The sequence below is a fragment of the Pseudomonas sp. ABC1 genome, assembly GCF_013395055.1.
GTDB lineage: Bacteria > Pseudomonadota > Gammaproteobacteria > Pseudomonadales > Pseudomonadaceae > Stutzerimonas.
Genome location: NZ_CP058349.1, coordinates 3,531,987 through 3,555,764 on the forward strand (window position 1 = coordinate 3,531,987; position 23,778 = coordinate 3,555,764).

General features: G+C 62.5%; 21 protein-coding genes. 13 read left to right on the plus strand and 8 right to left on the minus strand.

Annotated features, from left to right (window positions below; all coding sequences use genetic code 11):
* Nucleotide 1: 1 nt before the first annotated feature.
* Genes HW090_RS15475 through HW090_RS15500 form a run of 6 tightly spaced genes read right to left on the minus strand, consistent with a single transcriptional unit; the run spans nucleotide 2 to nucleotide 4,418 of the window.
* Entirely contained in the window at nucleotides 2–910 is a 909-nt protein-coding gene (locus HW090_RS15475; protein WP_179114362.1) for a metal ABC transporter solute-binding protein, Zn/Mn family, read from the minus strand.
* Nucleotides 907–1,812: a metal ABC transporter permease gene (locus HW090_RS15480; RefSeq protein ID WP_179114363.1), complete on the minus strand. Its 906-nt coding sequence runs from the start codon at nucleotides 1,810–1,812 to the stop codon at nucleotides 907–909. Before HW090_RS15480 ends, HW090_RS15475 begins: the two co-directional genes overlap by 4 nt.
* The gene (locus HW090_RS15485; RefSeq protein WP_179114364.1) at nucleotides 1,809–2,555 is read right to left on the minus strand and encodes a metal ABC transporter ATP-binding protein; all 747 of its coding nucleotides are present in this window, start codon (nucleotides 2,553–2,555) and stop codon (nucleotides 1,809–1,811) included. Before HW090_RS15485 ends, HW090_RS15480 begins: the two co-directional genes overlap by 4 nt.
* Entirely contained in the window at nucleotides 2,552–3,490 is a 939-nt protein-coding gene (locus HW090_RS15490) for a metal ABC transporter substrate-binding protein (RefSeq protein WP_373416351.1), read from the minus strand. The genes HW090_RS15485 and HW090_RS15490 overlap by 4 nt, the downstream gene beginning before the upstream one ends.
* Nucleotides 3,491–3,519: 29 nt before the next feature.
* A complete protein-coding gene (locus tag HW090_RS15495; protein WP_179114366.1) occupies nucleotides 3,520–4,098 on the minus strand; it encodes a DUF6162 family protein in 579 nt (192 codons plus the stop codon).
* Nucleotides 4,095–4,418: a hypothetical protein gene (locus tag HW090_RS15500; protein WP_179114367.1), complete on the minus strand. Its 324-nt coding sequence runs from the start codon at nucleotides 4,416–4,418 to the stop codon at nucleotides 4,095–4,097. The genes HW090_RS15495 and HW090_RS15500 overlap by 4 nt, the downstream gene beginning before the upstream one ends.
* A 286-nt stretch (nucleotides 4,419–4,704) precedes the next feature.
* On the opposite strand from HW090_RS15500, the gene gltX reads away from it, so the two are divergent.
* From gltX to nahK, 3 genes are all read left to right on the plus strand, one after another.
* A complete protein-coding gene (gene gltX, locus HW090_RS15505) occupies nucleotides 4,705–6,186 on the plus strand; it encodes a glutamate--tRNA ligase (protein ID WP_179114368.1) in 1,482 nt (493 codons plus the stop codon).
* A gap of 205 nt (nucleotides 6,187–6,391) precedes the next feature.
* Entirely contained in the window at nucleotides 6,392–7,516 is a 1,125-nt protein-coding gene (gene nosP, locus HW090_RS15510; protein ID WP_373416402.1) for a nitric oxide-sensing protein NosP, read from the plus strand.
* Nucleotides 7,449–10,076, plus strand: coding sequence for a hybrid sensor histidine kinase/response regulator NahK/ErcS' (gene nahK, locus HW090_RS15515; RefSeq protein ID WP_179114370.1), 2,628 nt, complete (start codon nucleotides 7,449–7,451; stop codon nucleotides 10,074–10,076). The genes nosP and nahK overlap by 68 nt, the downstream gene beginning before the upstream one ends.
* A gap of 88 nt (nucleotides 10,077–10,164) precedes the next feature.
* On the opposite strand, the gene sodC is transcribed toward nahK, so the two are convergent.
* Nucleotides 10,165–10,686, minus strand: coding sequence for a superoxide dismutase family protein (gene sodC / locus HW090_RS15520; RefSeq protein ID WP_179114371.1), 522 nt, complete (start codon nucleotides 10,684–10,686; stop codon nucleotides 10,165–10,167).
* A 284-nt stretch (nucleotides 10,687–10,970) separates the two neighbouring features.
* Entirely contained in the window at nucleotides 10,971–12,146 is a 1,176-nt protein-coding gene (locus HW090_RS15525; protein ID WP_179114372.1) for an IS4 family transposase, read from the minus strand.
* A 282-nt stretch (nucleotides 12,147–12,428) separates the two neighbouring features.
* Between HW090_RS15525 and flhA the strand changes: the two genes are divergently transcribed.
* From flhA to motD, 10 genes are all read left to right on the plus strand, one after another.
* Nucleotides 12,429–14,549, plus strand: a complete 2,121-nt coding sequence (gene flhA, locus HW090_RS15530) for a flagellar biosynthesis protein FlhA (RefSeq protein ID WP_179114373.1) — start codon at nucleotides 12,429–12,431, stop codon at nucleotides 14,547–14,549.
* A gap of 15 nt (nucleotides 14,550–14,564) precedes the next feature.
* Nucleotides 14,565–15,854 (plus strand): flagellar biosynthesis protein FlhF, encoded by a 1,290-nt coding sequence (gene flhF / locus HW090_RS15535; RefSeq protein WP_179114374.1) that lies wholly within the window; start codon nucleotides 14,565–14,567, stop codon nucleotides 15,852–15,854.
* A gap of 105 nt (nucleotides 15,855–15,959) precedes the next feature.
* The gene (gene fleN, locus HW090_RS15540) at nucleotides 15,960–16,787 is read left to right on the plus strand and encodes a flagellar synthesis regulator FleN (RefSeq protein WP_179114375.1); all 828 of its coding nucleotides are present in this window, start codon (nucleotides 15,960–15,962) and stop codon (nucleotides 16,785–16,787) included.
* A complete protein-coding gene (locus HW090_RS15545; protein WP_256930687.1) occupies nucleotides 16,784–17,527 on the plus strand; it encodes an RNA polymerase sigma factor FliA in 744 nt (247 codons plus the stop codon). Before fleN ends, HW090_RS15545 begins: the two co-directional genes overlap by 4 nt.
* 79 nt (nucleotides 17,528–17,606) lie before the next feature.
* Nucleotides 17,607–17,981 carry a chemotaxis response regulator CheY gene (locus tag HW090_RS15550; protein WP_179114377.1) on the plus strand — a complete coding sequence of 125 codons (375 nt, stop codon included), beginning with the start codon at nucleotides 17,607–17,609 and terminating at the stop codon, nucleotides 17,979–17,981.
* A gap of 19 nt (nucleotides 17,982–18,000) precedes the next feature.
* Nucleotides 18,001–18,792: a protein phosphatase CheZ gene (locus HW090_RS15555; RefSeq protein ID WP_179114378.1), complete on the plus strand. Its 792-nt coding sequence runs from the start codon at nucleotides 18,001–18,003 to the stop codon at nucleotides 18,790–18,792.
* 11 nt (nucleotides 18,793–18,803) lie between these two features.
* A complete protein-coding gene (locus tag HW090_RS15560) occupies nucleotides 18,804–21,002 on the plus strand; it encodes a chemotaxis protein CheA (protein ID WP_179114379.1) in 2,199 nt (732 codons plus the stop codon).
* Between the two features lie 39 nt (nucleotides 21,003–21,041).
* The gene (locus tag HW090_RS15565; protein ID WP_179114380.1) at nucleotides 21,042–22,154 is read left to right on the plus strand and encodes a chemotaxis response regulator protein-glutamate methylesterase; all 1,113 of its coding nucleotides are present in this window, start codon (nucleotides 21,042–21,044) and stop codon (nucleotides 22,152–22,154) included.
* 37 nt (nucleotides 22,155–22,191) lie between these two features.
* A complete protein-coding gene (locus tag HW090_RS15570; RefSeq protein ID WP_179114381.1) occupies nucleotides 22,192–22,932 on the plus strand; it encodes a flagellar motor protein in 741 nt (246 codons plus the stop codon).
* 6 nt (nucleotides 22,933–22,938) lie between these two features.
* Nucleotides 22,939–23,763: a flagellar motor protein MotD gene (gene motD / locus HW090_RS15575; protein ID WP_179114382.1), complete on the plus strand. Its 825-nt coding sequence runs from the start codon at nucleotides 22,939–22,941 to the stop codon at nucleotides 23,761–23,763.
* Nucleotides 23,764–23,778: the final 15 nt, after the last annotated feature.

Genomic DNA, 23,778 nt, shown 5'->3' on the forward strand with positions numbered 1-23,778 from the left:
GTTATTGCAGAGCCTTGACGATCAACTGCACATCCCGCTCCAGGGCCGCGACCGGGTCCTGATTCTGTTCGTCGATCACCAGCAATTGGCTGCCGCCCGCCTTGATGGCGTCGACGACTTCCTTCGGCGGCTGGGTATGGTGCAGGACCAGGGCCACGTCGTTTTCCTCGAGGGTCGTGCTCAGCGCTTGCAGGGCATCGCTCGGCCACTGGCGGGCCTCGGGGATTTCCAGCGGCAGCAGGTCGAGGTTGAGGCCGGTCAGCAGGTAGTCCAGTCGTTCCGACAGGCTGCCCACGGTGACGTTGTCGACCTTGGCCAGGGCCTGTTCGCTGCCGGCATTGAGTTTCAGCAGGCGTTGCTTGAGGGTGGCGAGGTTGCTTTCGATGCGTTGTGCGTCCGCGGGTGCCAGGCGTACCAGATCAGCGGCGATCACATCGGCCATGCGGCCCATGTTGCTGATCGACAGCCAGGGTTGGCCGCTCAGTTCGTCATCCGAACCGGCCTGCTGGGTGGCGATACCGGGCAGTGCGCCATCGACGGGGCGGGCCGCGTCGATTTCCACGACGCGGATATTGCTGCGGCGGGCCATCGGGTAGAGCGGGTCTTCCGCCCAGATCGAGCGCAGGGCGATCACCGCATCGGCCTGCCGGGCGAGCTTGTCCAGGCTGGCCGCGCCGCGTCCGCCGAAGTAGGAAATCTGCCGTGGGCCGGGGATATTGGCCGGCGCGGCGCGCTGCAACTCGACCTGGCTGCCGGCCAGCAATTGTTCGGCCAGCCCGTGGGTGATCGGCAGGGCGGCGAGTACACGGACCTTCTCGGTGCTGGCCGGGGCGCTGGCAGCCTGCAACGTGTGCATAGGCAGGCTGGCCAGGATCAGTGCGAGGCCGAGGTGGTGAAGTTTCAGGTTCATCCAAGGTTTCCTTTCAAGCTTGGGAGGATGCCGCGGGCAATGGCGGCCAGCGCGAAGGCGATACCGGCGACCAGGATGATCGCGGCGCCGGAAGGTACGGGCAGGTCGAGGGTGATGGGCAGCAGGATGCCGGCCAGCGTACTCAGGGTCGCGATGAGTACCGACAGCCAGAAGAAGCCCTTGAGCGACTGGCTGAGCAGGCGTGCCGCTGCCGCCGGGATCACCAGCAGTGCGCCGACCAGGATGGCGCCGATGACCTTGACTGCGGCGACCGTGATAAGGGTGACCAGGATCACGAACAGGTAGTCCAGCGTCTTCACCGCCACGCCGCGCACGGTCGCCAGTTGCGGATTGAAGCTGGCCAGCATGATGCGGTTGTACAGGGGCAGCGCGAGGGCCAGCACCAGGCTGCCGACCACGGCCAGTACCAGCAGGTCGGTGGCGTTGACCGTCAGTACGGAGCCGAACAGCACGTTTTCCAGAATGTGCACGTTGATCTTGCCCGCCAGCACCAGCAGCAGACTGGCACCGAGTGCCAGCGAGACCGAGAGGAAGACGCCGATCAGCGTGTCCGGCGCCAGCCCGGTGCGGTTGCGCAGGTAGTTGAGCAGGATGCCGAACAGCAGGCAGTAGGCGAACAGGCTGCCATAGGGGCTGGTGTAGGGCTCGCCGAGCAGGATGCCGATGGCGACGCCGGTCAGGGCCGCATGGCCCACCGCTTCGGAGAAGAACGCGAAGCGCTTGACCACCACCAGCGTGCCCAGCCCGCCAAGCACCGGGCCGATCATCAGGCCGGCCAGCAGTGCGTTGACGACGAAGCCGTAGGCCAGTGCCTGAGGCAGGTAGCCCGCCGTCGCCCAGCCCTGGATCAGCAGGCGGAAGTGTTCATAGTCGAAGCTCATGCCGGTGTGCTCCCGGTGACGCGAGGCTGGGTCGAGAACAGCCCGAGCAGGCGCTCCGGCGTCAGTGCCTGGGCAGGTGGCGCATCGAAGAGGACGCGCCGGTTCAGGCCGGTCACCCGGTCGGCCAGGCGGCCGACGGCCTCCAGGTCGTGCTCGATCCAGAGGATGGTGATGCCGTCGGCACGCCAATCGCCGATCAGGCGTTCGAAGACCTGTATGCCGGCCTCGTCCAGCGCCGACATCGGTTCATCGAGGATCAGCAGTTGCGGGGCCGGGATCAGGCCCTGTGCCAGCAGGACGCGCTGGCGCTCACCGCCGGAGAGCGCACCCATGCGGCGCTTGCGCTTGTCCTGCATGCCGACGCGCACCAGCGCCTGTTCGATGGACTGGGTGTGGTGGCGGGACAGGCCGAGGAACGCCGGGCGTTTCTGGCACATGCAGGCCATGAAGTCATCGACGGTCATCGGCAGGCCACGGTCGAACTCCAGGGCCTGCGGGACGTAGCCGATGGTGCCCGGCTCGCCCGACCAGTCGAGGCTCAGTTTGCCGCTGTGGGGCATTTGCCCCAGCAGCGTCTTGACCAGGGAGCTCTTGCCGCCGCCATTGGGGCCGACCAGGGCGTGCGCATGGCCGGGCTGCACCTTGAAGGTCACCTGTTCGAGAATGCGCGTGCCGCCAAGGGTGAGGCCAATGCTGTCGAAGTCTATGCCTGGGCCGGCCGAGTCCTTTCGCTCCGATGTCATGCCCCGGCTTCCTGGATGGCCTTGACCACGGTGTCGAGGTTGCGGGTCATCTCCTGCTCGTATTTGTCGGCGCTGTAGTCGCCATACGAGATGTGCGTCAGGGAATAGAGCTTGACGCCGGACTCACGCTGGATGGTTTCCACGTAGGTGGACGGGAAGTCCATTTCCGAGAAGATCACCTTCACGTCGAGGTTCTTCAACTGGTCGATGGTCTTCTTCAACTGGCTGGGACTGGGCTCGATGCCGTGGGCAGGTTCCACCACGGCGGTGACTTCCAGGCCGAAGTCGCGCAGCAGGTAGTCGTAGGCGCCGTGGATGGTCGCGACGCGGAAGTCGGCGTTGGGCGCGGCATCGAGTTTGGCCAGGGCCTGGGCGCGCATGCTGCGCAGGCGCTTGGCGTAGGCACGGGCGTTGCTGGTGTAGAGCTTGGCATTGGCCGGGTCGAGCTTGCCCAGTTCACGGGCGATGTTGTTGACCTGGGCGATGGTGGCGCTGATCGACAGGAAGGTGTGCGGGTTGACCACCTTGCCGGCACCGCGTGCGGCCTGGCCGGTCGCCGCCAGCAGCGGCACGTTGGCATTGGCTTCGATCACCGGGATGTCCGGACGCTCGCTGACTTCGATCATGCGGTCGGCGAAATCGTCATGGCCTACACCGTTGAGCACCACCACGTCCAGTGTGCCGATGCGCTTGATGTCTTCGGCGCGCGGCTCGTAGGCGTGCGGGTTGAAGCCGGCCGGGATCAGCGGGATCACGTCCGCCTTGTCGCCGACGATATTGCTCACGTAGCTGTAATAGGGGTGCAGGGTGATGCCGATGCGCAGGCGCTTGCCCTCGGCATGCACGGCGGGTGTGAGCAGCGAGGCCAGCAGGCCGAGCAGCAGCACGCGAACGAAATGTCGGCGAGGTAGTACGGATGTGAAAGACATGGACATCGTGAGCCTTGTGTAAAGGAATGGGGTGCTCAATGGGCGTGCTGTTTCCGGGTGACACCCGCGTCGAAGCGTGTCGCGATCTGTTTCCAGCCCGTGGCGATCAGGGTGTCGCTCGACAGGTGCGGTGGCAGTTCGGGGGTGTTGGCGCGGTTGAGCCAGATATCGGATTCCGTTGCGGAAACCTCATCGGTGAGCATCAGGAACGAGCCGGCGACATCGACGGATTCGCTGCGCCCCAGGTAGGCCAACTGGCCGTCGACTTCAGCGAGTTGCCAGTGGTGGGCGCCGCGCGTCTGGTGGCTGGTGTCCTGGGTGAACGGTGGAAAACCCTCGTCGGCGAGGGTGTCGGGCTGTGGCAGCAGGCCTTCTTCTTCCTGGCGGATAAGGATTTCTTCGTGGGCCACGCGCAGGTCGGTGTAGATGCCCTGCTCGGCGGAGGTCAGGTCGCGGCGCGCATCGACCTGGTGGGCGGCAAGCGTTTCATTCGTTTCATCGCTGGCCTGCCAACCGATGAAAAGCCCGGCCAGGACAAGAATGCACAGGCAGAACAGCAGCACATACAAGGTTTCATGCCCTGCCCCGGCAGGGCGTACGACCTGGACCGTCATTGTACTGAGATATCGGTGTGGTCGATCTCGACCACGTGGCCGGGGCCTGCGTCGAACAGTACGTAGAATTCGCCGTCCGGGCGTTTGAAGCGCAGCGTCGAGTCGTCGCTCAGTTTGCCGGGGACCAGGATGTTCTCGTCATAGTCGATGACGTCCATGGTCACGCCCGGTGCGCCGCTGCCATCCGAGAAACCGCCAGTACAGACGATGTCATCGCCTTCTTCGGAGCACTGGCACACCGGGTTGTGGGCGAAGGCGCTGCCCGCCGTGGCGCACAGCAGCAGGGCCAATGCGCCTGCGGCCAGGTTGGATTTGTTCATCGTTTGTTCTCCTCGGTCTTTTCTCAGGCCTGCAGCAACCTGGCTTGCATCGTCGCCTTTACAGGTTAAAGACGGATGAGACAGGAAAAACCCGCACCTGCATTTGAAAAAAAATATTACTCGCCGACGCGAGATGTGAAGGCATCTTAATGCTTTGGGGGTTGAAATGATAATTGATAGGGGTTAATGCCGATCGCCGATGACGAGAGCGTTTGGGGCTGTCGCCGCTCGCCTGCTAATATCCGCCCCCTGATTTTCCCCGAACACCTGCCTTTCGAGAGTCCACATGACCACCGTTCGCACCCGTATCGCGCCTTCGCCGACGGGCGATCCGCACGTCGGCACCGCCTATATCGCATTGTTCAACCTTTGCTTCGCGCGCCAGCACGGCGGACAGTTCATCCTGCGTATCGAGGACACCGACCAGTTGCGTTCGACCCGTGAGTCCGAACAGCAGATCTACGATGCGCTGCGCTGGCTGGGTATCGAGTGGGACGAGGGGCCGGATGTCGGTGGTCCGCACGGCCCGTACCGGCAGAGCGAGCGGGGCGATATCTATCGCAAGTACGCGCTGGAACTGGTGGAGAAGGGGCATGCCTTCTATTGCTTCTGCACCGCCGAGGAACTCGACCAGATGCGTGCCGAGCAGACCGCCCGTGGCGAGACGCCGCGTTATGACGGTCGTGCGCTGCAACTGTCGGCAGAGGAAGTCCAGCGTCGCCTGGCGGCCGGCGAGCCGCACGTCATCCGCATGAAGGTGCCGAGCGAGGGTGTCTGTGTGGTGCCCGACATGCTGCGTGGCGAGGTCGAGATCCCGTGGGATCGCATGGACATGCAGGTGCTGATGAAGACCGATGGACTGCCGACCTACTTCCTGGCCAACGTGGTCGACGACCACTTGATGGGCATCACCCATGTGCTGCGTGGCGAGGAATGGCTGCCGTCGGCGCCCAAGCTGATCAAGCTCTACGAGTACTTCGGCTGGGAGCAGCCGCAGCTGTGCTACATGCCGCTGCTGCGCAATCCGGACAAGAGCAAGCTGTCCAAGCGCAAGAACCCGACCTCGATCACCTTCTACGAGCGCATGGGTTATCTGCCGCAGGCCATGCTCAACTACCTGGGGCGCATGGGCTGGTCCATGCCGGACGAGCGCGAGAAGTTCACCCTGGACGAAATGATCGAACACTTCGATGTTCAGCGCGTATCGCTTGGTGGGCCGATCTTCGATCTGGAGAAGCTGTCCTGGCTCAATGGCCAGTGGCTGCGCGAGTTGCCGGTGGAAACCTTCGCCAGTGAAGTGCAGAAGTGGGCGCTCAACCCCGAGTACCTGATGAAGATCGCGCCGCATGTGCAGGGACGCGTGGAAACCTTCAGCCAGATCGCCCCGCTGGCGGCGTTCTTCTTCAGTGGCGCGCTGAACCTCGATCCGAAGCTGTTCGAACACAAGCGGCTGGATGCGGTGCAGGTGCGCCAGGTGCTGCAACTGGTGCTGTGGAAGCTGGAGGCCCTGCGCCGTTGGGAGAAGGACGCCATCACCGGCTGCATCCAGGCCGTGGCCGATTATCTGGAGCTGAAACTGCGCGACGTCATGCCGTTGATGTTCGCTTCCATCACCGGGCAGGCCAGCTCCGTGTCGGTGCTCGACGCGATGGAAATCCTCGGGCCGGACCTCACCCGCTATCGCCTGCGCCAGGCGCTGGAACTGCTGGGCGGTGCCTCGAAGAAAGAAGCCAAGGAGTGGGAAAAGCTGCTGGCCGCAATCGCCTGAATCCAGGCTGCAGTAGGGTGCGCTGCGCGCGCCTGATGGGGCGGCATCTGCCGCCCTTCATTCCGCCTTCTGCTACTTTCGGCAGCCCTCGCTCGGTACTCAAGTAGCATTCTCCGGCCTAATGCCCTCTATAAAATGGGGGCATGGGATTGGGCCGGGAGTATGGCGCGTGACAGAAACGCAGAACGACGTGATACGCACCGCCATGTCGGAGGCGCGCCTGGCCGAAACCGTCGCGCAGGACCTGGCCCGGCAGCTTATGCACCCGCACCTGGGGTTCGTGCTCTTCTTCTGTTCGGCCGAGTACGACCTGGCCGCCTTGGGCGATGCATTGCAGAACTACTTCGGCGGCGTTCGCCTGGTGGGCTGCACGTCCGCCGGGGAGATCACCGCCCAGGGCTATAACCGCAGTTGCGTCAGCGCCATCGGTTTCGACCACCGCAGTTTCTCCATCGCTTGTGAGCTGATCGACGAGATGGAGCGCTTCAGCCTGGTGGATGCCCAGCAACTGGTGGAGCGCCTGGGCAGCACCTGCCGCAGCAATTCCCTGGCACCGCTCAAGGATCACAGCTTCGCCCTGACCCTGCTCGATGGCCTTTCCAGCCGCGAAGAAGTGGTGCTGGCGGCATTGAGCGCGGCCTTCGGCAGCATCCCGCATTTCGGTGGCTCGGCCGGGGACGACAACCACCTGGCTGACACCCACGTCTACTACGAAGGGCGCTTCCATTCGGGCGCGGCCATCGTGGTGCTGGTGAATACCTGGCTGGATTTCGAGGTGTTCACCACCCACCACATCCTGCCCCGGCATGAAAAGCTGGTGGTCACCCGTGCCGATAGTCAGATGCGCCAGGTTTTCGAGCTGAACGCCGAGCCGGCCGCGGAGGAGTATGCGCGGCTGATCGGTGTTTCCGTCAGCGAGCTGGACCATCGCCTGTTTGCCGCCCATCCGCTGGCCGTTCGCATCAATGAGCAGTACTACGTGCGAGCGATCCAGAAGGTCAACGACGACCTGAGCCTGACGTTCTACTGCGCCGTGGAAAACGGCATCGTGCTGACCGCCATGCACCCCGGGCCGCTGATGCCGAACCTGGAGACACTGTTCCAGCGCCTGGAGCAGCGCCTCGGGCCGCCCTTGCTGACCATCGGCTGTGACTGTTTCCTGCGGCGCCTGGAGGTCGAGAGCCAGGGTGGTGGCGATGAAGTGTCTGCTTTCCTCCGACGCCAGCGGGTGATCGGTTTCAACACCTACGGAGAACAGTTCAATGGCACGCACATCAACCAGACGTTCACCGGTGTCGCCATTGGACGTCCCGGAGGACGCGCTGCATGAGCGGCTGGCTGTTCTTGAGCGGGAAAACCACAAGCTGCGGCGTATCAATGCCGCGCTGATCGAGCGGATCGAAACCGGCGCCTCCGGGCGCGATGCGTCCTACGCCGCCTTCCAGCATTCGGTGGAACTGGCCGAACAGGTGCGTGAGCGCACCGATGCGCTGAACCAGGCGATGGCCGAACTGAAGGCCAGCAACAAATTGCTCAGCGATGCCCGCCTGCGCGCGGAGACGGCGCACCAGCACCTGGTCGATGCCATCGAGAGCATTTCCGATGCGTTCGTCCTGTATGACCGCGAGCAGCGCATCGTGCTGTTCAACAAGCGCTTCAAGGCACTCTGGCACCGTACCGGCGCGCGTATCGGCAGTGGCATGCGCCTGGCCGAAGTGCGGCGCCTGGTCGACAGCACCGGGCTGGTGGCCGAGGAACACCGTGGCAAGGGCAATGAGCCGACGGTCTACCGACTGAACAGCGGGCGCTGGATGCAGGTGAGCGAGCGTCCGACCCGTGAAGGCGGGCTGGTGATCCTCTACACCGACATCACCGAGGTCAAGGTCAGCGAAACAATGCGCCGTGAACAGGCGCTGGCGCAAAAGTCGCGGTTGCTGCAGCGGGCCGTGGACAACCTGTCCCAGGGTGTGGCAATGGTCGGTGCGGAAGGGGCGCTGGAGCTGTGGAACCGGCGTTTTCTCGAGCTTTCGGGGCTGGCGCCGATTGAAGCGCACCGCCCGTTCGAGGAGGTCATGGCCGAGAGCGAACTGGAGCTGCTGACGCCGCTGACGCTGGACGCCGACGGGCACCCGGTCGAGGAAGTGGAGCAGCGCCTGTTCGATGGCCGCATGCTGGAGATTCGCACGCATCCGCTGCCCACCGGCGGTTATGTGAACACCTTCACCGACATCACCGAGCGTTACCAGCATGCCGAAGCCCTGCGCGAAAGCGAGCGCTGGATTCGCCTGATCACCGACCATGTGCCGGCGCTGATCGCCTATGTGTCCGCTGATCTCACCTACGAGTTCACCAACAAGGTCTACGAGGAATGGTACCGCTGGCCCAGCGACGGCATGCTGGGCCAGAGCCTGCGCGAAATCCACAGCGGTGAGCACTGGCACCAACTGGAGCCTTATATCGAGCGGGCGCTGTCGGGCGAGAGTGTCAGTTTCGAGATTGCCGAGTACAACCATGCCGGGCAGCAGCGCTACATGCTGCGCTCCTATGTGCCGAACCGGCTGGCCAGCGGCGACGTGGCCGGTATTTTCGTGCTGATCCAGGACATCACCGACCGCCGCCGCACGGCCGAGGCGCTGCACCAGGCCTACCAGAACCTGGAGCAGCGCGTGCGCGAGCGCACGGCGGAACTGACCAGCCTCAATGAGCAACTGCTGTGCGAGATCGACGAGCGCACCCACGTCGAGGCGCGCCTGCGAGAGGCCAAGCGCGAGGCGGAACTGGCCAACCTGTCGAAGACCAAGTTCCTCGCGGCGGTCAGCCATGACCTGTTGCAGCCGTTGAACGCGGCGCGGCTGTTCACCAGCGCCTTGCTGGACCGGGATACCGGGCCGAGCGGCGGACTGATCCGCAATATCAGCAATTCGCTGGAGGACGTGGAGAATCTGCTGGGCACCCTGGTGGATATTTCCAAGCTGGATGCCGGGGTGATCAAGCCCGATATCGCCTCGTTCGCGGTCAGCGAGTTGCTGGAGAACCTGGCCCTGGAATTCCGCCAACTGGCCGGAACCGAAGGGCTGGCGCTGGATTTCGTCGGCTGCTCGGCGCTGGTGCGCACCGACATCCAGTTGCTTGCGCGTATTCTGCGCAACCTGTTGACCAACGCCATTCGCTACACCTCGACGGGGCGTATCCTGCTGGGTTGCCGTCGGCGCCGGCAGAGCCTGTCCATCGAAGTCTGGGACACCGGCATGGGCATCGCCGAAGACAAGCTCGAGGAGATATTCCAGGAGTTCAAGCGCGGCGACACGGCCTTGCCAGGGCAGGACCGGGGGCTTGGCCTCGGCCTGGCCATCGTCGAGAAGATCGCGCGCATGCTCGGGCATCGTATCCAGGTGCGTTCACAGCCTGGGCGGGGGTCGTGTTTTTCCGTCGAGGTGCCGCTGGCGCGGCGGGCGTCACGGGTGCGCAGCGAAACCTGTACCTCCACGCTGCTGGTGGAGCATTTGCAGGGTGCGCGGGTCTGGGTGCTGGATAACGACACGGCGATCTGTGCCGGTATGCGCACTTTGCTGGAAGGCTGGGGTTGCCGGGTCATCACGGCGCTCTCGGAAAGCGATCTGGCGCGGCAGGTGGACAACTTCCATGACGAGGCCGACATGATCATCGCGGACTATCACCTGGACAACGGCCATACGGGCATCGATGTGGTGACCACGGTCAACGCGCGCCGCTCTACGCCGTTGCCGGCGCTGATGATCACCGCCAACTACAGCAACGACCTCAAGCAGCAGGTGCGGGAGCTGGGGCATATGCTGATGCACAAGCCTGTGCGGCCGATGAAGCTCAAGACCGCCATGTGCCACATTCTGGAGAAGGGCCAGCAGGGCTGAGCACGGGTTCGAAACGCTGGACAGGTTCCGAGGCCAACTGCTGAGCCGGTGGTGAAGGCTTCGCCACCGGCCTCGCTTCTTCGCGGAGTTACTTGATCACGCCACAGGCGATGCGCGCGCCGCCACCGCCCAGCGGGGCAGGGTGGTCGGAGTGGTTGTCGCCGCCCTGGTGCACCATCAGCGCCAGGCCCTTGATCTCGTCGAGGTTTTTCAGGCGCGGTGCCAGGACCGGCTGGCTGGCCTTGCCGTCGGCGGTCACCAGCAGAGCTGGCAGGTCGCCTTGGTGGCCGTCACCCCAGGGTTCACCGTGCTTGCCGGTGTTCTTCGGGTCCCAGTGGCCGCCCGCGGCGCCCGCTGGTGTGACCTTGCCGTCGATTTCGGCGGTATCGCAGTTACCCTTGGCGTGGATATGGAAGCCATGAATGCCGGGTTCGAGTCCGCTCAGGTTCGGGCGAAATACCAGGCCGTAGGCGCTGCTTTCCACGCTGACGTTGCCCAGCGACTGGCCGACGCCCTTGGCATCGACGGTGCTGACCGGAATGGTCAGGGTGCTGGCATGGGCGCCAAGTGCGGTACAGCCGGTCAGTAGGGCGATGATCCAGGGTTTCATCGAGAACTCCTTGTCTTGGTAGGGGAAGGGTGACTTGTTTCCGACTGCGTGATGCTGAACAGGTTCGCCGGTCGGAGGGACGGCGTGGATTGATAGCATGGAAGTCGAGTCTATTCGAGAATATAACTCGTTAGCTTTTGTTTCCTGGTGATGTGCTGGTGTTGAAATGCCTTGCCGCTACCTGGAAACCGCACAGCCGTTTTCGGCGGTGACAGCAGGGAGTGGGTGAGCATACGACCGTGGCACCTGGGTTCCCGCCTGCGCGCACTGCTGTCCGGCACTCCTTATGCAAGGAATAGCTGTCCCTGTCGTTGCTCGATTTCTTGTTTTTGCGCCTGTCGCTTTCGATAACGCTCAACCTCTATCTCTGGACGCTGTAGCAGTGTTGAGCGCACCTCCACCATAAACATCCACAGACTCTTCTTTTCACCTGTCAGCATCCGGTGAAGGCTCAGCAGCAGGTAGCTGATCAAGGCGCAGAGAATCTGAATGCGTACCGCATTTTCGCTACGCCCCAGAAACTGCTTGATCTTCAAGTGCTGCTTGATCCATTTGAAGAACAATTCGATTCGCCAGCGACGGCGGTAAAGCTCAGCAATATCCGCCGCTGGGCTCTCTAGGTCGTTGGTCGCCAGGATCAGCGGACGATCATGCTCCGGGCGGTGAACGACGATGCGACGTAACGGTTTTTCGTAGTGATTGATGCGTTTCCCACCCGGATGTCGATGGGCAAACCTGACGTGCTCATCCTGCAAAATCACGCCCTGTTCCCCGTCGGCAACCTCGCGCGAGGAAAGAACCTTGAGCCCCGCGTTGTACTTGAACCGTGTCACGAAGCGAGCCTTGTTCTCCTCCAGGCGGGCCCACCAGTTGTAATCGCAATAGCCTTTGTCGAATACATAGGTGGCGTAAGGCTCAATCTCCAGGCTCTTGCCGACTTCGATATCGTTGACATTGGCGGCACTGAAACGGCAATCCACAGGGGCTGCGCAGTGGTTGGCGTACTGCACATGGACTTTGACCCCCTGAGTTCGGCGTGTTCGATCCGATAACGTCCAGTCGTCAAAGCCTGAGCCCTTCAGGGTGATGGAGGTCGAGTCCAATAGGTACAGCAGCTCTTTTGTGTCCCTGCGTTGTTGCCGACTGGTGCACGCCATCAGGTACTGCGCCGCTTGGGCGAAAACCTCTGGACAGCGTCTCCCATTGGCTTCGGCCAGTGTTGAACGTCTGATCGCAGACGTTCCCAAGTGATAGTGGTGATTGGGCTGGCTATTGAAGCTGGACTCGAGCTCACGCAGGCTGCCGGCCCCAGACAGGTGGGCGTATAGCATCGCAACTAGGTGATCCCAGCTTGTAAAGCGTCGGCTGTGACTGTCCGCGTCTTGCTGAACGACAGCGCGATCAAATACACCACGTGGGAGGGCTTTGAGTAGATCGTGGAACCGGCTTATTCTGAACACCTTGTGAAACCTGCGAGATTGAGTTGGCGCTCTACGGTTTAAGCCGTACTCCCAGGTTTCACAAGCCTTTCAACATCGACCGCAAAATTCGTACCGGACAGTAGTGCGCCTGCGCGGGAACGACGAGTTATATTTTTCTCATGTTCACTGCGTATTGGCAGGGTTCGCGACGCTGCGGATGGATGGACACCTTCCCAGGTGCCGCAAAGTTGGACCCCTTCTTGCTATATCCCGGCGGTAAGACGTTCTGCGTCAATAGTTTGTCTATGTCTGGGGGTCACGTTGGATCGCGCGCAACTGATCAATATGCGCAACAACATGCTGGGGGCCGGTCGCGGCAACCTCGGGGTACCGTTGTTGGTGCTGGCCATGTTGGCCATGATGACCCTGCCTGTCCCGCCGTTCCTGCTGGATGTGCTGTTCACCTTCAACATCGCACTGTCCATCGTGGTTCTGCTGGTCAGTGTGTATGCCTTGCGTCCCCTGGACTTTGCGGTCTTCCCGACCATCCTGCTGGTGGCCACGCTGCTGCGCCTGTCGCTGAACATCGCTTCGACCCGTGTCGTGCTGCTGCATGGCCAGGAGGGGCATGACGCTGCGGGCAAGGTGATCCAGGCCTTCGGTGAGGTGGTGATCGGAGGCAACTATGTGGTCGGTGCGGTGGTGTTCGCGATCCTGGTGATCATCAACTTCGTCGTGGTGACCAAGGGCGCCGGGCGGATTTCCGAGGTCAGTGCGCGTTTCACCCTGGATGCCATGCCGGGCAAGCAGATGGCGATCGACGCCGACCTGAATGCCGGCATCATCGACCAGGCCGAAGCCAAGATCCGCCGTGCCGAGGTGGCCCAGGAAGCCGACTTCTACGGTTCCATGGACGGTGCCAGCAAGTTCGTGCGCGGTGATGCGGTCGCCGGCCTGCTGATCATGTTCGTGACGCTGCTCGGTGGTATCGCCATCGGCGTGCTGCAACATGGACTGTCATTTGGTGATGCGGGAAAGATCTACTGCCTGCTGGTGATCGGTGACGGGTTGGTTGCGCAGATTCCCTCTCTGCTGCTGTCGACCTCCGCGGCGATCATGGTGACTCGTGTATCAAGCTCCGAAGATATGGGGCAGCAGGTCAGTCGGCAGATGTTCGCTTCGCCCAAGGCATTGGGTATCGCCGCTACGATCCTTATTGCCATGGGGTTGGTGCCGGGCATGCCGCACGTGCCCTTTGTCGGGCTCGGGTCGCTGGCGGCCCTGGCTGCCTGGCTGATCTGGAAAAAGACCACCGAGGCGAAGAAGGTCAAGGTCGAGGAAGAGCAGAAGCAACTGGAAATGCTGCCGGCCCAGCGTACCGCCGAGACCAAGGAGTTGGGCTGGGATGATGTCACGCCGGTGGACATGGTCGGACTCGAAGTGGGTTACCGCCTGATTCCATTGGTGGATCGCAACCAGGGCGGGCAGTTGCTGACGCGCATCAAGGGCGTACGCAAGAAGCTATCCCAGGACCTGGGTTTCCTGATGCCGTCCGTGCATATCCGCGACAACCTCGACCTGCTGCCCAATGCCTATCGCCTGACGCTGATGGGGGTGAGCCTGGCTGAGGCCGAGGTCTATCCTGATCGAGAGTTGGCGATCAATCCGGGGCAGGTGTTCGGGCCGCTCAATGGCATCAGTGCCAAGGACCCGGCTTTCGGCCTGGAGGCCGTCTGGATCGAGGTCAGCCAGCGTGAGCAGGCGCAATCGCTGGGTTATACGGTGGTGGATGCCAGCACCGTGGTCGCCACGCACCTCAATCAGGTGCTCTACAAGCATGCCCACGAGCTGATCGGTCACGAAGAAGTCCAGCAACTGATGCAATTGCTGGCGAAGAACTCGCCCAAGCTGGCCGAGGAACTGGTTCCCGGCATGGTGTCGCTGTCGACGCTGCTCAAGGTGTTGCAGGCGCTGCTGCAGGAGCAGGTACCGGTGCGCGATATCCGCACCATCGCCGAAGCCATCGCCAACTCGGGGGCAAAGAGTCAAGATCCCGCCGCTATGGTGGCCGTGGTCAGGGTCGCGCTGTCCCGGGCAATCGTGCAAAACCTTGTGGGGCTTGAGCCAGAGCTGCCTGTGATAACCCTTGAGCCAAGGTTGGAACAGATTTTGCTGAGTAGCTTGCAGAAGGCTGGGCAGGGCGCGGATGATGGCGTTTTGCTAGAGCCGGGTATGGCGGAAAAGCTGCAGCGTTCCCTGGTGAATGCCGCGCAACGCCAGGAAATGCTCGGTAAGCCGGTCATCCTGTTGGTGGCCGGGCCGATCCGGGCCATGTTGTCACGTTTCGCACGGCTGTCGGTTCCGAATATGCACGTACTGGCATATCAGGAAATACCGGACAACAAGCAAGTCACCATCGTTGCGACGGTGGGGCAGAATTAACCGAGGGTAAAGGCCATGCAGGTCAAACGTTTCTTCGCTGCCGATATGCGCATCGCCATGAAAATGGTGCGTGACGAGCTGGGCGCGGATGCAGTGATCATCGGCAATCGCCGGGTCGCAGGCGGCGTTGAGCTGACGGCCGTGCTCGATTACCCGATGAACGCTTCCTCGGCCAAACAGCCCAGCCCTGCGCTCGAAGACGAACTGCGCAAGACCCAGACGCGCATCGCCACTGCTCATGCCGAGCTGAAGAGCGCTGCGCCACGCCAGCCGCGCCAGGTCAGCGACGAGAAGAAAAAGACCGCAGCCCCGGCCGCCGCCGCGCGCCCTCAGCCGGCAGTCGCCAAGGCGCCGGCCGCTGCCCCGCAAGTCATCGAGGCCATGCGCTCCGAACTGCATGGCCTGCGCGAACTGATCGAAGTCCAGTTGGGTTCCATCGCCTGGGGACAGGAAAAGAGCCGTCGGCCGCAACAGGTCAGCCTGTGGCGGCGTTTGCAGCGGGTTGGTCTGCCAGCCGACCTGTCGCGCAGCCTGCTGGAGAAAGTCGCCGCCATCACCGAGCCGCGCCAGGCCTGGCGCATGCTGCTGGGGCATCTGTCGCAGTCGATCAAGGTCAGCAAGGTCGAGCCGCTCGAAGAGGGCGGCGTCATCGCCCTGGTGGGCTCTGCCGGTGTCGGCAAGACCACCACCCTGGCCAAGCTGGCGGCGCGTTATGTGCTCAAGTACGGTCCGCAGAACATTGCCCTGGCGAGCATGGACAATTACCGCATCGGCGCCCAGGAACAGCTCAAGACCCTGGGGCGCATCCTCGATGTCCCGGTGATCCAGGTCGACCCGTCGCAGCCGCTGGCCAAGACCCTGGCCCCGCTGGCGCGCAAGCGTGTGATCCTGATCGACACCGCCGGCCTGCCGGCCAGCGACCCGATGTTGCGCATGCAGTTGCAGGCGCTCTCCGATCGCGGCATCAAGTCGAAGAATTATCTGGTACTGGCAGCGACCAGCCAGAGCCAGGTGCTCAAGGCAGCCTGGCACAACTACCGTCGTTGCGGCCTGGCCGGCTGCATCCTGACCAAGCTGGACGAGGCCGGTAGCCTGGGTGACGTGCTGGGGCTAACGATCAGCCAGCATCTGCCGATAGCTTATTTGGCCGATGGGCCGAGAATCCCGGAAGACCTGCATTTACCGCGTAGCCATGCACTGATCAGCCGGGCGGTGAGTCTGCAGTCGGAGGAGGACCCCAGCGAGGACACCATGGCCGACATGTTCACCGGCCTTTACAACGAAGGCTCGCGGCAGGTTGGTTGAACGCTGGCGCGGCAGATAGACGATGTGGCAAAAAGACAATAAAGAAGCGCTTCTCGGGAGCGCGTCTCCGGCCCCGTGGCCCAAGCAGGATATAGGCGTTTGAAGATGGGTATGCATCCCGTACAGGTTATTGCGGTGACCGGCGGCAAAGGTGGTGTCGGCAAGACCAATGTGTCGGTCAACCTGGCGCTTGCGCTGGCGGACCTTGGTCGTCGCGTCGTCTTGCTCGACGCCGATCTCGGCCTGGCCAATGTGGATGTCCTGCTGGGGCTGACGACCAAGCGCACGCTGGCGGACGTCGTCGCCGGTGACTGTGACCTGCGTGACGTACTGGTGCAGGGACCGGGCGGCATCCGTATCGTGCCGGCCGCTTCCGGCACCCAGAGCATGGTGCAACTGACCTCGCTGCAGCATGCAGGGCTGATCCAGGCGTTCAGCGAGATCAGCGATGACCTGGACGTTCTCATCATCGACACCGCTGCCGGTATTGGCGATGCCGTGATCAGCTTCGTGCGTGCCGCCCAGGAAGTGCTGCTGGTGGTCACCGACGAGCCCACCTCGATCACCGATGCCTATGCGCTGATCAAGCTGCTCAACCGCGACTACGGCGTCAACCGCTTCCGCGTGCTGGCGAACATGGCTCACTCCCCTCAGGAAGGCCGTAATCTGTTCTCCAAACTGACCAAGGTCACCGAACGCTTTCTCGATGTGGCTTTACAATACGTCGGCGCGGTGCCTTACGACGAGACGACGCGCAAGGCCGTGCAGAAGCAGCGAGCAGTCTATGAAGCCTATCCGCGTTCCAAGTGCGCGCTGGCGTTCAAGAGTATCGCCCAGAAGGTCGATACCTGGCCGCTGCCCAGCACGCCGCGCGGTCATCTGGAGTTCTTTGTCGAGCGCTTGATTTCCCCCGCGGTAGACCCCCACGAATGACAGCGGCTGGATTGGGCATGTATTACAGCAAGAGCCAGGGCAGGGACGAACAATACCGGTTGGTCGAGCAATATGCGCCATTGGTCAAGCGTATTGCCTATCACCTGTTGGCGCGTTTGCCCGCCAGCGTCCAGGTCGACGACCTGATGCAGGCCGGGATGATCGGCCTTCTGGAAGCTGCGAAAAAGTACGACATGGGCAAAGGGGCGAGCTTCGAGACCTATGCCGGTATCCGTATCCGCGGGGCGATGCTCGATGAGATACGCAAGGGCGATTGGGCGCCCCGTTCGGTGCATCGCAACTCCCGTATGGTCAGCGAGGCGATCCGTGCCGTCGAGGCGCGCACCGGGCGCGATGCGCGTGACCAGGAGGTCGCTGCCGAGCTTGAGGTCAGCCTGGACGACTACTACGGCATGCTGGGCGATACCCTGGGCAGCCGGTTGTTCAGTTTCGACGATCTGCTCCAGGGAGAACACGGCGAGTTCGGCGAGGATGCCGACAGCGCCCATCCTGAGCCCTTTCGTGATCTCGAGGATGAGCGCTTCCAGCGTTCGCTGGCCGAAGCGATCGCCAACCTGCCCGAGCGCGAGAAGCTTGTGCTCTCCTTGTATTACGACGAAGAATTGAACTTGAAAGAGATCGGGCAGGTACTCGGCGTCAGCGAGTCGAGGGTCAGCCAGTTGCATAGCCAGTGTGCCGCGCGTTTGCGTGCGCGCCTCAGTGAATGGCGTTCGAATTGATGGGTTATCTTCGCGGGGTGGATGCGCTCCTGGCGGTGACTGCGTTTTGCGATCTATGGAGGTCGACTTGGACAAGAACATGAAAATCCTCATCGTCGATGACTTCTCGACGATGCGACGGATCATCAAGAACCTGCTGCGTGACCTGGGGTTCACCAACACCGCCGAGGCCGATGACGGCACCACGGCGCTGCCGATGCTCAAGAGCGGCAGTTTCGATTTTCTTGTCACCGACTGGAACATGCCGGGCATGAGCGGCATCGATCTGCTGCGTGTTGTGCGTGCGGACGAACGCCTCAAGCACCTGCCGGTGCTGATGGTGACCGCCGAAGCCAAGCGCGACCAGATCATCGAAGCGGCGCAGGCCGGGGTGAACGGTTACGTGGTCAAGCCTTTCACCGCGCAGGTGCTCAAGGACAAGATCGAGAAGATTTTCGAACGCGTCAACGGCTGATCGGTGCTGTGAGGGCAATATGACGCAGGCAGAAGAAAACATCAGCGAGTTCCAGCGCGAGCTTCGCAAGGAAGCCCATGAGCTGGTCGACAGCCTCGACGCGGGCCGTTTCGACGACGCGGTTCAGCTGATCCATAAACTCAACCAGACGCGCGACCGGGGTTTGTACCAGGAAGTCGGTAAATTGACGCGTGAGCTGCACAGCGCCATCGTCAAGCTGGAGATCGACACCCGTGGCGAGGCCGAAGCCTCCCAGATCACCGATGCCACCAACCGGCTCTCCTATGTGGTGCAGATGACCGAGAAGGCTGCCAACCGGACCATGGACCTGGTCGAGGAAAGCGCGCCGCTGGTCAACTACATCAGCTATGAATCCCAAAGCCTGACCGCCGACTGGCAGCGTTTCATGCGCCGGGAAATGAATGCCGAGCAGTTCCGTGAACTGGCGCGGCGCATCGACGAGTTTCTCAAGCGTGGGATGGGCGACAGCGAGCAGCTGTCGAGCAACCTGCGCGAGATCATGCTGGCCCAGGATTTTCAGGACCTGACTGGCCAGGTGATCAAACGTGTCACCAGCCTGATCACCGAGCTTGAAAGCAATCTGCTCAAGCTGGTGCTGATGGCCGGGCAGGTCGACCAGTTCGCCGGTATCCAGCATGACCGCGATGCCATGCTGGCCGAGCAGCAGCAACTCAAAGAACAAAAAGAACCTTCCAAAGGTGAAGGTCCGCAAATGAATGCCGATATGCGTAAGGATGTCGTGTCCGGTCAGGATGATGTTGACGATCTGCTTTCGAGCCTGGGCTTTTAGGGGATGTGCATATGAGCTTCGACGCCGACGAGGAAATCCTCCAGGACTTTCTGGTTGAGGCCGGCGAGATTCTCGAACTATTGTCAGAGCAACTGGTGGAGCTGGAGAGCAGCCCCGATGACATGGCGTTGCTCAATGCGATTTTTCGCGGCTTTCATACGGTAAAAGGGGGCGCTGGCTTCCTGCAGTTGCATGAGTTGGTCGAGTGTTGCCATATCGCGGAAAACGTCTTCGACATCATGCGCAAGGGCGAGCGCCGCGTCGATTCCGAGCTGATGGACGTGGTATTGCAGGCACTGGATGCCATCAATGCGATGTTCGATCAGGTACGCGAGCGTACCGAGCTGACGCCGGCTTCGCCGGAGCTGTTGGCGGCGCTGACACGCCTGGCCACGCCGGCTGCGAACGACGCGCCGGCACCGGTCGTCGAGGCCGTTGTCGAGCCGACGCCCCCACCACCAGAGCCCGAGGCTGTCACTGCCGATACCGAGTTCGAGCAATTGCTCGATGCCGTGGCCGAGCCGACTGCCAGCACGAGCATGGACGAGATCACCGACGCGGAGTTCGAGTCCCTGCTGGACCAACTGCATGGCGACGGTCAGTTCAATGCCGCCGCGATTTCGCAGGCTGCACCGGAGGTGCATGCTGCTGCGCCATCTGGCAGCGACGAAATCACCGATGACGAATTCGAGTCGCTTCTGGACCAGTTGCATGGCAAGGGCCAGTTCAGCGTGAAGAATGATGCGGTAGCCGCCGTGGCGCCGGCGGCTCCGGTCGAGCCCGAAGCCGCGCCGGGCGAACACATCACCGATGATGAGTTCGAGGCCCTGCTGGACCAGTTGCATGGCAAGGGCCAGTTTTCGCCCGTCACGGACGAGGCGCCCGCACCTGCTGCGGCAAAGCCTGCCAGCCAACCGGTTGCCGAGAGCAAGCCAGCGCCAGCCAAGCCGGCTGCAGCACCTGCTGCCAGCCCGGCAGCCGCCAAGCCGGAGGCGCCCAAGCGTGCCGCAGCGGCTCCTGCCGCCGAGAAAGGTGCGCCGGAAACCGAGACGACCGTCCGTGTCGACACGGCGCGCCTCGACGACATCATGAACATGGTGGGCGAACTGGTGCTGGTGCGTAACCGCCTGGTACGCCTGGGCGCCAACAGTGGCGACGAGGCCATGTCCAAGGCCGTTTCAAACCTCGATGTGGTGACAGCCGACCTGCAGAGTGCGGTGATGAAGACCCGCATGCAGCCGATCAAGAAGGTCTTCGGGCGTTTCCCGCGGCTGGTGCGCGACATCGCACGCAACCTGAAGAAAGAAATCAACCTTGAACTGGTCGGCGAAGAAACCGACCTGGACAAGAACCTGGTCGAGGCCCTGGCCGACCCGCTGGTGCACTTGGTGCGCAACTCGGCGGACCACGGCATCGAACTGCCCGAAGAACGCGAGGCGGCAGGTAAGCCGCGCGTCGGGCGTGTCGTGCTGTCGGCGGAACAGGAGGGTGACCATATCCTGCTGCTGATCACGGACGACGGCAAAGGGATGGATGCCAACGTCCTGCGTGCCAAGGCGGTCGAGAAGGGCATGCTGGACAAGGATGCCGCCGATCGCCTGAGCGAGCTGGAGTGCTACAACCTGATCTTCGCGCCGGGCTTTTCCACCAAGACGGAAATCTCCGATGTGTCGGGGCGTGGCGTCGGCATGGACGTGGTCAAGACCAAGATTTCCCAGCTCAACGGCACGGTCAACGTGTTCTCCACCAAGGGCGTGGGCACGCGTGTGGTCATCAAGGTGCCACTGACGCTGGCGATCATGCCGACCCTGATGGTGATGCTGGGGCAGCAGGCCTTCGCCTTCCCGCTGGTCAACGTCAACGAGATCTTCCACCTGGACCTGTCGCGCACCAACGTGGTCGACGGCCAGGAAGTGGTGATCGTGCGCGACAAGGCCTTGCCGCTCTTCTACCTCAAGCGCTGGCTGGTGCGCGGTTCCGAGCACGAAGTGCAGCGCGAGGGGCATGTGGTGATCCTCAGCGTCGGCAACCAGAGCATCGGTTTTGTCGTCGACCAGTTGATCGGCCAGGAAGAAGTGGTCATCAAGCCGCTCGGCAAGATGTTGCAAGGAACGCCCGGCATGTCTGGCGCGACCATCACCGGGGATGGCCGGATCGCTCTGATTCTGGATGTTCCAAGCATGCTCAAGCGCTACGCGCGCCGGGGCTGACCTGCAGGGTGGCCGCGCAGGCGGCTGTTAGGAGTTTTTATGGTAGTCAAGGTGCTGGTAGTCGACGATTCCGGTTTTTTCCGCCGGCGCGTTACCGAAATCCTTTCATCCGACCCGCAGATTCAGGTCGTTGGCACGGCCAGTAATGGCCGTGAAGCCGTGGAACGCACCCAGGCGCTGAAGCCTGATGTCATCACCATGGACTACGAGATGCCGATGATGGACGGCATCACGGCAGTGCGGCAGATCATGCAGCTCTGCCCGACGCCGGTGTTGATGTTTTCCTCCCTGACCCATGAAGGCGCCAGGGTGACGCTGGATGCGCTGGATGCCGGCGCGGTCGATTATCTGCCGAAGAATTTCGAGGACATTTCGCGCAACCCGGACAAGGTCAAGCAGATGCTCTGCGAGAAGGTGCACACCGTTTCGCGCAGCAACCGCCGCTACAGCGGTTTTTCGAGCTCCAGCAGCGCAGCGCCGGCACCACGACCTGCCACGCGACCGCTGGCCGGTTCGCCCATTGGCAGTGCTCGTCCTCAGCCTGCGGCGCCGACTCCCGCGCCGGCCACTTCGGCCGCGCCCAAGCGCAAGGCCTACAAGCTGGTGGCCATCGGCACGTCGACGGGCGGTCCGGTTGCCCTGCAACGTGTGCTGACCCAGTTGCCTGCCAATTTCCCGGCACCGATCGTGCTGATCCAACACATGCCGGCAGCCTTCACCAAGGCCTTCGCCGACCGCCTGGACAAGCTGTGCCGCATCAATGTCAAGGAAGCCGAGGATGGCGACCTGCTGCGTCCCGGTCTCGCACTGCTGGCGCCGGGCGGCAAGCAGATGATGATCGACGGGCGCGGCAGCGTACGCATCCTGCCGGGCGATGAGCGACTCAATTACAAGCCTTGCGTGGACATCACCTTCGGTTCCGCCGCCAAGTCCTTCTCGGACAAGGTGCTGGCCGTGGTCCTGACCGGCATGGGCGCGGACGGGCGTGAAGGCGCGCGTCTGCTCAAGCAGGCGGGCAGCCAGGTCTGGGCGCAGGACGAGGCCAGCTGCGTGATCTATGGCATGCCCATGGCGATCGTCAAGGCCGAGCTGGAAGACGCCGTCTACAGCCTCGACGACATCGGCCGGCACCTGACCGAGGCTTGCCTGTGATGCATCCGACCCTGAACGAAACGGTAGGTGATCGCTGATGGATGTACTCAGCCTGATCGGGCTCGTCCTGGCATTCATTGCCATCGTCGGTGGCAACTTCCTCGAAGGCGGCCAGATTTCCGCGTTGCTCAATGGCCCGGCTGCGCTGATCGTGGTGGGCGGGACGTTGGGCGCGGTCCTGCTGCAGACGCCGATCGCGGTGTTCATGCGCGCGCTGTCCATCGGCAAGTGGATCCTGTTCCCGCCCACCATCGACCTGCAGCGTGGCATCAACCAGGTGACCGGCTGGAGCAATGCCGCCCGCAAGGAAGGCCTGCTGGGCCTTGAGCCCGTGGCCGAGAGCGAGCGCGATCCGTATGCCCGCAAGGGCTTGCAACTGCTGGTCGATGGGTCCGAGCCGGAAGTCATCCGCAGCATCATGGAAGTCGACATGTACACCCAGGAAACCCGTGACCTGCGGGCTGCCAAGGTGTTCGAGAGCATGGGCGGCTATTCGCCGACCATCGGTATCATCGGTGCCGTGATGGGGCTGATCCACGTCATGGGCAACCTGGCCGATCCGGGCCAGCTTGGCAGTGGTATCGCCGTGGCATTCGTGGCGACTATCTATGGCGTGGGCATGGCCAACCTGCTGCTGTTGCCGGTGGGCAACAAGCTCAAGAGCGTCGTGCAGCGCCAGACGGTGTACCGCGAGATGCTGCTGGAAGGCATCCTGTCTATTGCCGAGGGCGAGAACCCGCGCTCGATCGAACTGAAGCTGCAAGGCTTCGTGGACTGACCCACCATGGCCCGACGCAGACGCCAGGAGGAGCCCGAGAACCACGAACGGTGGCTGGTCTCCTACGCGGATTTCATTACGCTGCTGTTCGCCTTCTTCGTGGTGATGTACTCGATTTCCTCGATCAACGAGGGCAAGTACAAGATTCTCAGCGAGTCTCTGGTCGGGGTGTTCAACCAGGTCGATAAAGCGGTCAAGCCGATTCCGGTTGGCGAGGATCGGGCGCGGACGACCACGCCAGCGGTGTCCCAGGTCGACGAGCCGCAATCCACCGGTGAGCAGGACCCGCTGGAGAGCATCGCCGACAGCGTGCGTGAAGCCTTTTCCGAGCTGATCGGCAGCGAGCAGTTGAAAGTACGTGGCAATGAGCTGTGGATCGAGATCGAGCTGAGTTCCAACTTGCTCTTTCCCAGTGGCGATGCAGTGCCCAATGACAATGCCTTCGAGCTGATCGAGAAGGTCGCCAGTATTCTGGCGCCTTTCGAAAACCCCGTGCATGTCGAAGGTTTCACTGACAACCAGCCGATCAGCACCAGCATCTATCCGACCAACTGGGAGCTTTCCGCGGCGCGCGCCAGCAGTGTGGTGCGTATCCTGGCGGGAAATGGTGTCAATCCCTCACGGTTGGCGTCGGTTGGCTATGGCGAGTACCAGCCGGTGGCTGACAATGCGACAGCGGAAGGGCGTGCGAGCAATCGCCGGGTCATTCTGGTCGTTTCACGCAATCTGGATGTGCGCCGTAGTGTCAGTGGCGTCGGCAGCAGCAATGCGAAGCCGGATGCGGCCTTGCGCCGCACTGGCACACAAACTGCACCGGGTTCGACTCGTTGAAGGTTGTCAAAACAC